Consider the following 8,744-nt stretch of genomic DNA (forward strand, 5'->3'; position numbering starts at 1 on the left):
CACCGATGATACTGAGGAGTTTGGGCTTATAGCCTTAACCCAGGGCCACCCAAAGATTAATAGGCCCAAGACCTTAGGGGTATATCCGAGAGGGTGATGTCATGTTCACAGGGAGGGCAATCATAGCCGTTAAAATCCTCCGTCCCTTTGGCGATTGGAACGCCGGGGACATCGTTCTCATTGAAGACTGGAAGGCGAAGGAACTTTGGGAAGCTGGAATCGTCGAAGTAATTGACGAAACCGACAAGGTGATAGGAGAGATAGACAGGGCGATAGCGGAGGAAAGGAACAACGAGCCGCTCATGCCCATCCCCCCCGGACTCTACGAGAGGGCCGCTTTCTATATGTACTACCTCGAGAACTACGTCAGGATGAATGCCGGCGACAACATCGAGACCATAAACGTCAAGCTCACCAAGCTGGCCAACCTGAAGAAGAAGCTGGAGCACCTCAAGGCCATACGCTTCAAGAAGATACTTAACTCGGTCATGCTTAGGCCTAACAGCCTTGAACTCCTTTCAAGACTTTCCCCCGAGGAGAGAAGGGTCTACCTGCAGCTTTCGAAGATAAGAAACGAGTGGTTGGGTGAGAGCTGATGGACAGGGAGGAGATTATTGAGAGATACGCGCGCTTCCTCAGGGAGTACGTCGATGACGACGGCAACGAGGTATATTTAAACAAGCTGAAGGATCTGCTCACAGTAACCCCCAAGCGCTCCCTCTCCATAGACTGGGCACATCTGAACTCCTACGACCCCGAGCTGGCGGAGGAGCTGATAAAGAACCCGGAGGAAAGCATACTTGCCGCTGAGGATGCGATCCAAATCGTCCTCCGCGAGCCGCCGCTTTTGAAGGAGGAGGAGTTCAAGGTTCACGCGCGCTTCTTCAACCTTCCAAAGACGCTCCTCGTCAAGGATCTCGGGAGCGAGCACATAAACAGGCTCATACAGGTGGAGGGAATAATTACCCGCGTGAGCGAAGTCAAGCCCTATGTGGAGAGGGCCGTCTTCGTGTGTAAAGACTGCGGAAACGAGATGGTGAGGATCCAGAGGCCTTATGAGAACATAGTCAAGCCGAACAAGTGCGATGCGTGTGGAAGCAGGAACATCGACCTCGATGTGGACAAGAGCAAGTTCATCAACTTCCAGAGCTTCCGCCTTCAGGACAGGCCCGAGAGTTTGAAGGGCGGCCAGATGCCGCGCTTCGTGGATGCGATACTCCTAGATGACCTCGTGGACACGGCCCTGCCAGGTGATAGGGTTGTTGTAACCGGAATCCTGCGTGTTATCCTGGAGCAGAAGGACAAGAGGCCGATATTCAAGAAGGTTCTCGAGGTCAACCACATAGAGCAGCTCAGCAAGGAGATAGAGGAGCTGGAGATAACCCCGGAGGACGAGCAGAAGATAAGGGAGCTGGCGAAGAGAAAGGACATCGTTGATGCCATCGTCGATTCCATCGCCCCAGCAATATGGGGCCACAGGACGGTCAAGAAGGGCATAGCACTGGCCCTGTTCGGTGGAGTTCAGAGGACCCTGCCGGATGGGACGAAGCTTAGGGGCGAGAGCCACGTTCTTCTGGTGGGTGATCCCGGAGTAGCCAAATCGCAAATTCTCCGCTATGTTGCTAATTTGGCACCGAGAGCGATTTACACGAGCGGTAAGAGCTCAAGTGCAGCTGGTCTCTGTGTTGCGCCCGATTCGATAGTAGTGACCGACGACGGTGCCCTTGAGATTGGTCTCCTCACGGAGTGCTGGATGCGCGAGAGTGGGAGCATTGAATACTCTGAGGGGATTGAGTATTCGCCGTTCCTCGGAGAAACTGTTTCGATAGAAAAAGGACGCACCGAACAGGCCCCATTGAGCAGAGTATGGCGGCTGAAAGCACCTGAGAGACTCATCAAAGTAAAGACAACAACCGGCAAAGAGCTTATCTTAACCCCAGAAACAAAGCTCAGAACCATTGAAAAAGGCACCCTCAAGTGGATTAAGGCGGAAGACATCAAACCGGACACGTACGTTGCCACAGTCCGCAGAATAGAAGTTCCCGAAAAGCGCATTACAGCCCTCGAATTGCTGAGCGACCTTGATGAGCTTGTCATATGCGGAATCAAGGATAAAGTCAGGGAACTGATTGAGAGGGCCTGCAAAAACCTCGGAGTAACCAAGAGGGAACTCGCCAGGAAGCTTGGAGTCAGTGAGGACGAGGTTTACTACAACTGGGTCAACCAAAACGCCAGGGGCAACATCAGAATGAAGCACCTCCGTGAGCTGATCGAACTCGCCGAGGCCAGTTGGGAAGAGATAGAGCCTGAATGCGTGTCCCTGCAGGCTGGAACTGGAATCAAACTCCCCAAGTACGTGGACGAAAGGCTCGCCTACTTCGCCGGACTCATTGCCGGAGATGGAGACGTTTCAAAGTCTGGATGGGGAGTTTCAATAAGGTTCTCCAACGGCAGTGAATCCATGAGGAAGAAGTTCAAGTCGCTCGCCAAGGAACTGTTCGACATTGAGGCAAAGGAAAGCAGACAGAGTAACAGTGTGCCAGCCGTAAGGTTCCACTCAAAGATAGTTGCCCATCTTCTTGAAAAGCTCGGCATTCCTCCCTCCCCAAAGTCATCACACCTCGACATTGCCCCACAGCTGATGGTTGCTCCAGAAGAAGTTCTCGCGGCATTTATACGAGGGCTCTTCGACTGCGACGGAACGGTCGTTGTACGCGAAAAGGGCTCCTCGTACATCGAGCTTGATACTACCAGCGAGAGACTCGCCAAAAAGCTCCAGCTTGCCCTCCTCCGCTTCGGAATCGTCTCGCACTTGAGAAGGCGCAGAAGGGCAGGTGCAATCTCAGAGATCAATGGAAAGCAGGTAGTTTCAAAACACGACCGCTGGGAACTAAAGGTTTACGGAGAAAACATCATCAAGTTCGCCGCGTTTATAGGCTTGGAGCATCCAGAAAAAGCAGAGAAACTTGAAAAACTCATGAAGGCGCTAGAAGGGTCTAAAACAGACACTAACGTAGATGTTGTCCCCGAAGTGGGTGGGCTGATAAAGGAAATCAGAGAATTCTACGGGCTAAGCATAGAAGAAGCCTACGGCTCAAACTTCGGAAGCGCGGTGGAGAGAGGAAAACCGATATCACGGAGAGCGCTTCAAAGGGTCGTTGAAAGACTAAAGGAGAGAACGGATATCTCGAAGATTCCCATAGAGTTACCGAATGAACTTAGGCTCAACATTGGACACCTGATTAAACCCGAAGAGCTTGGGATGACTTATGCCGAGTTCTACGAGCTCTTTAGGAGAAAACGGTCAAGGGCACTTCCGTATGGCCTCCTTGTAAAAGTGGCAAAGATCATCAAAGAGAGAGATGAAACAACTTACAGAGAAATTGTTTGGACCCTCAGCGAGATTTCCGGAAAGGAGGAACGCATCAGAGCGAAGCTCTCAATCCTCGAGGAAATTGCACATTCAGACGTCCTGTGGGAGAAGGTTAGGGAGATTGAAGTTATTGAAAGCCCCTACAAATACGTCTACGACCTAACAGTCGAGGGCTCCCACAGCTTCATCGCTAATGGCTTCATCGTCCACAACACGGCCGCAGCCGTCCGCGACGAGTTCACGGGCTCCTGGGTTCTGGAGGCTGGTGTCTTGGTTCTCGCCGACGGCGGGTTTGCGTTAATCGACGAGTTCGACAAGATGAGCGACCGCGATAGGTCGGCAATCCACGAGGCGCTGGAGCAGCAGAGCTACCACAAGGATTTCGAGCTCCTCTTGGCGGACGGAAGAAAGGTCAAAATCGGCGAGTTCGTTGACAGGCTCATCGAGGAGAACCGCGATAAGGTCATCCTCGGCAAGGACACCGAAATCCTGCCCGTCGATGACCTCTACCTCCTCGCCTACGACCTTGAAAAGAAGGAAATCGTGAAGGTGAAAGCCGACCGCGTGAGCAGGCACGTTGCCCCGGACCATTTCGTAAGACTCCACTTCAGCAACGGCAGAGAAATAACCGTAACGCCGGAACATCCCGTAATGGTGTGGGAGAACGGCAGAATCGTTGAGAAGCCAGCCGAGGAAGTCAAAGAGGAGTCCCTCGTCATTGGTGTTAAGTCGTATCCACTTCTCGGAAACGGGAAAAACGGAAAGGAGCTCGCGCTATCTCTGTTCAGTGAAAGAAATCGCTACAAGTTCAAGAAAGGAGTTCGCTTCCCCCCAGATGCCTTCAGGCTTAGCGAGGATGAGCTCAGAAAGTTCGTGAGGGTTATCTGGGAGCGCAGGAGAAGCAAGCTCAACGGAAAAACGTGCGTGAGATTCCCCACAAAAGGGCTTGCGGAGGACTTTCACGACATCCTGCTGCTCTTGGGAGTTGATTCCGTAGTACGCAGTGTTGGGGCCGCTTATGTGGTCCTCCCAAGAACCAGAGAAGCTGCCGAACGGTTCTCCAAGATAGTCAAAGAGGAATGCACAACGCCATATGAGGAGTACCTTCCAGGCGACTTCGCGAGGGCCGTTTTGAGGGCTATCAAAATCCTGAATCTCCGCATCCCGCACTCAGACCGCGTCAAGCTCTATCGGGACCCCGTGAAAAGGACCCTCGTGGAGAGATACCTGCAGGTTGCCAGAGAGAGAATCAGGGAGCTCAAGAACTTTGAAGAGGAACGTAACTATGAGGCGATTTTTGAAGTGCTCTCTGGGGCGAGGCTCTACAGGAAGTATGGCATCACTCCAAAGAGGCTGAAAAAACTGGCACTGGAGAACGTTGAGTGGGCAGTCAGAATAACACTTGACGAGGTAGAGCAGTTGATAGAAGCCGCCGAGCGGGAGCTCGCCCCCGTCGAGGAATACCTGAAGAGCAACGTCTGCTTCCATGTCGTTTCGAAAGTCAAGAAGATACCGAACACTGACTCCAAATGGGTCTATGATGTTACCGTCGAGCCTCACCACCTCTTCATCTCCCACGGCCTGGTGCTCCACAACACGATAAGCATCTCTAAGGCCGGCATCACTGCGACGCTGAACGCAAGAACGACGGTTATAGCTGCTGCAAATCCAAAGTACGGCCGCTTCAACCGCCATAAGTCGCTCCCAGAACAGCTCGACCTCCCACCGACACTGCTCAGCCGTTTCGACCTCATCTTCCTGCTCCTCGACGAGCCGGACGAGAAAGTTGACTCATCCATAGCAGAGCACATCCTCAAGGTCAGGCGCGGAGAGGCAGAGGCTGTAACGCCCAAGATACCCTACGACCTCCTCAAGAAATACATCGCCTACGCGAGGAAAAACATCCATCCTGTGCTCAGCAAAGAGGCGATGGACGAGATAAAGCACTACTACGTGCGCATGAGGAAGGGCTTCAAGAAGAGCGGCGAAGAGGAAGGGGTTCAGCCGATTCCAATTACTGCAAGGCAGCTGGAGGCACTGATACGTCTCAGCGAGGCCCACGCGCGCATGAGGCTCAGTGAGACGGTGACGCGCGAAGACGCCAGGGAGGCCATACGCATCGTCGAGGAGATGATAAGGAAGATAGCCACCGATGAGGAGGGAACTCTGGACGTCTCAATCCTCGAGGTCGGCAAGAGCTCTAAGAAGATAAACAAGATAGACAAGCTCATCGACATCATCAAGACCCTCGAAGGAGAGGGAGAGTTTGGCGCCCCAGAGGACAAGGTCATCGAGGCGGCGAAGCAGGCCGGACTGGGAAGCGAGAACGAGGTCAGGAAACTCTTGAACGACTTAAAGAGAGATGCAAGGATATATGAACCGAGGGCTGGCTTCTACAGGGTGCTGTGATTTCTCCTTTATCCCACAACTCCAAAAGGTTATAAACGTCAAGGCCTAGGTTAGGTGGAGGTGAGGAAAGTGAGCAAGAAGAAGGTTGACTTTCACGATTTCGAAGGATTACTCGATAAAGCTTACGAGGAGCTTCCCGAAAACGTTAAGCATCACACCTCGAGGTTTGAGGTTCCGGCCGCAGTCGTCACGATAGAGGGCAACAAAACCATAATTGAGAACTTCAGGGACATAGCAGAGGCCATGAACCGCGACCCGAACCATCTCCTCAAGTTCATCCTGCGCGAGGTGGCAACGGCTGGAACGCTCGAGGGAAGGCGCGTCGTCCTGCAGGGACGCTTTACGCCCTACCTCATAGCCAACAAGATGAAGAAGTACCTCAAGGACTACGTCATCTGCCCGGTCTGCGGTTCACCAGATACGAAAATCATCAAGAAGGGACGCTTCCACTTCCTCAAGTGTGAGGCATGCGGTGCTGAAACACCGATTGCACACCTTTGAGGCATTTTTTATCATCCTTTGGCCCTTCGGGGCCGTCTTCAAGTTTTGAACAACCCGTTTCGCAGCTTTGGGGAGCAAAAATCCTTTTAAACTTTACAAACTACAACCACCAGACACTCTCAGCTGTTAGGGGGAGTTCTCATGAGCATGGAGGAAAAGGTTAACGAGCTTTACGAGCGGAAGAAGAAGATTCTTGAAATGGGTGGCGAAAAGGCTGTCGAGAAACAGCACGCCAAGGGCAAGCTCACCGCCCGTGAGAGGATTGAAAGGCTCCTTGACCCAGGGAGCTTCGTTGAAATCGGCACCTTCGTCAAGCACCGCGGAACGGAGTTCGGTTTGGACAAGAAGGAATTGCCAGCGGATGGAGTTATCACCGGCTACGGAACCATCGACGGCAGGTTAGTTTTCGTTTACGCGCAGGACTTCACCGTTATGGGCGGTTCCCTCGGCGAGATGCATGCGGCAAAGATAAAGCGCATCATGGAGCTTGCTTTAGAGGCCGGTGCCCCAGTTATTGGCCTCAACGATTCTGGAGGAGCAAGGATTCAGGAGGGAGTTGATTCGCTCAAGGGCTACGGCGAGATCTTCAAGATGAACACGATTCTGAGCGGCGTCGTTCCGCAGATTACAGCCATTATGGGTCCCTGTGCTGGAGGAGCCGTCTACAGCCCGGCCATTGGAGACTTCATCCTGATGGTGGATAACCCGGCGACCTTCATGTTCATCACCGGTCCGCAGGTCGTCAAGGCTGTAACCGGTGTCGAGGTTACCCCAGTCCAGCTCGGCGGAGCCATGGTGCACGCCCAGAGGGCTGGTCAGGCTCACCTCATAGGCAAGAGCGACGAGGAAGTTTTGGCGCTAATAAGGCGCCTGATAAGCTACCTCCCGTCCAACAACATGGAGAAGCCACCGAGGGTTAAGACCAGTGATTTACCATTCAGAAAGACCGAGAGGCTCTACGAGATAGTCCCCGACGACCCGAACAAGGGCTACGACGTCAGGCAGGTCATCTACGAGATAGTTGACCGCGACGAGAACGGCAACCCAGACTTCCTGGAGATACTGCCCTACTTCGCGCCGAACGCCGTGGTCGGCTTTGGAAGGATGAACGGCCAGACCGTTGGAATAGTCGCCAACAACCCGATACACTTCGCAGGAGTTCTTGACATAGACAGTTCGGACAAGATAGCGCGCTTTGTTAGAACCTGCGACGCCTTCAACATACCCATTGTTACCCTCGTCGATGTTCCTGGCTATTTACCCGGCACCCAGCAGGAGTACGGCGGAATCATAAGGCACGGCGCTAAAGTCCTCTACGCTTATTCCGAGGCCACCGTCCCGATGGTAACCGTCATCCTGAGGAAGGCCTACGGTGGTGCCTACATTGCCATGGGAAGCAAGCACCTCGGGGCTGACTTTGTCTTCGCCTGGCCGACCGCTGAGATAGCCGTCATGGGTCCGGAGGGTGCTGCCAATATCATATTCAGGAAGGAGATAGCCCAAGCCGAGAACCCTGAGGAGGTCAGGCAGGCGAAGATCAGGGAGTACCGCGAGAGGTTCGCCAACCCATACGTTGCAGCTGCAAGGGGATACATAGACGACGTCATCGACCCAGCCGAGACGAGAGCGAAGATAATACTCGCCCTCGAAGCCCTTGAGAGCAAGCGCGTCAAGCTACCACCCAAGAAGCACGGCAACATACCGCTGTGAGGTGTGAACCATGGTAACAATAGCTGAGTTCATAGAGGGCCTCAACATAACCGCCCTGGGAGTAACGGTGGTCTTCGCCGTTCTCACAATTTTGGCCCTTGTCCTTTACTTCGTCGGCTGGCTCGAGAGGAGGATCACAGAGAGAGAAACTCCCGCCCCTGCCCCAGTGAAGGTCGAGGAGACCAAGGTGGAAGAGAAGAATGAGATACCCCCAAGGGACCTGGCTATCATAACTGCCGCAATTCTGGCCTACACCGCCGAGAAGGCCTCACAGCTGAGGCCCCTGCCCTTTAAGAGAAAAGTTTCTGATGCATGGCGCCTCTACGGCATCCAAACTACCATGGAAGAGGTTGAGGACTTCAACTACGAGATCGGGAAGTGGTGAAAATGACGAAGGTTAAGGTCATCGTTGATGGTGTCGAGTACGAGGTCGAGGTTGAAGAGCTCGGGATGGGACGCTTCAGGGTATCCTTCGAGGACAAGAACTATGAGGTCGAGGCCAAAGGCTTGGGCATAGACCTGAGCGCCGTTTCCACAGCCGCTAGCGCTCCGAGTGTTTCTGTTTCTGCTCCTGCTCCTGTCCCGGCACCTGCACCCGCAGCACCAGCAGCGCCAACTCCAGCGCCGGCAGGTGAGGGAGTAGTTACTGCCCCAATGCCGGGCAAAATCATCAGGATATTAGTCAAGGAGGGCGATGAAGTCAAAACCGGCCAGGGACTACTCGTCCTCGAGGCCATGAAAATGGAAAATG

At 53.5% G+C, this 8,744-nt stretch carries 6 protein-coding genes; all 6 read left to right on the forward strand.

Annotation, left to right across the window (positions count from 1 at the left end; translation table 11 throughout):
* Nucleotides 1-101 precede the first annotated feature (101 nt).
* Nucleotides 102-596 carry a DNA replication complex GINS family protein gene (locus E3E23_RS04130; protein WP_167906446.1) on the forward strand — a complete coding sequence of 165 codons (495 nt, stop codon included), beginning with the start codon at nt 102-104 and terminating at the stop codon, nt 594-596.
* Nucleotides 596-5,782, forward strand: coding sequence for an LAGLIDADG family homing endonuclease (locus tag E3E23_RS04135; RefSeq protein WP_167906447.1), 5,187 nt, complete (start codon nt 596-598; stop codon nt 5,780-5,782). Before E3E23_RS04130 ends, E3E23_RS04135 begins: the two co-directional genes overlap by 1 nt.
* A gap of 69 nt (nt 5,783-5,851) precedes the next feature.
* Nucleotides 5,852-6,283, forward strand: a complete 432-nt coding sequence (locus E3E23_RS04140) for a translation initiation factor IF-2 subunit beta (protein WP_167906711.1) — start codon at nt 5,852-5,854, stop codon at nt 6,281-6,283.
* A gap of 141 nt (nt 6,284-6,424) precedes the next feature.
* Nucleotides 6,425-7,993 carry a carboxyl transferase domain-containing protein gene (locus tag E3E23_RS04145; protein ID WP_167906448.1) on the forward strand — a complete coding sequence of 523 codons (1,569 nt, stop codon included), beginning with the start codon at nt 6,425-6,427 and terminating at the stop codon, nt 7,991-7,993.
* A 10-nt stretch (nt 7,994-8,003) separates the two neighbouring features.
* On the forward strand, nt 8,004-8,378 hold the full coding sequence (locus E3E23_RS04150; RefSeq protein WP_167906449.1) for an OadG family protein: 375 nt from the start codon (nt 8,004-8,006) through the stop codon (nt 8,376-8,378).
* 2 nt (nt 8,379-8,380) lie between these two features.
* The coding region (locus E3E23_RS04155; protein ID WP_167906450.1) for a biotin/lipoyl-containing protein at nt 8,381-8,744 on the forward strand (364 nt) is incomplete at its 3' end.

The organism is Thermococcus sp. CX2 (assembly GCF_012027555.1).
Lineage (GTDB): Archaea > Methanobacteriota_B > Thermococci > Thermococcales > Thermococcaceae > Thermococcus.

Bases quoted from the DNA above. Each gene is read 5' to 3' on its own strand.
- E3E23_RS04145 (WP_167906448.1), top strand. From the start codon at position 6,425: ATGAGCATGGAGGAAAAGGTTAACGAGCTTTACGAGCGGAAGAAGAAG.
- E3E23_RS04135 (WP_167906447.1), top strand. From the start codon at position 596: ATGGACAGGGAGGAGATTATTGAGAGATACGCGCGCTTCCTCAGGGAG.
- E3E23_RS04130 (WP_167906446.1), top strand. From the start codon at position 102: ATGTTCACAGGGAGGGCAATCATAGCCGTTAAAATCCTCCGTCCCTTT.
- E3E23_RS04150 (WP_167906449.1), top strand. From the start codon at position 8,004: ATGGTAACAATAGCTGAGTTCATAGAGGGCCTCAACATAACCGCCCTG.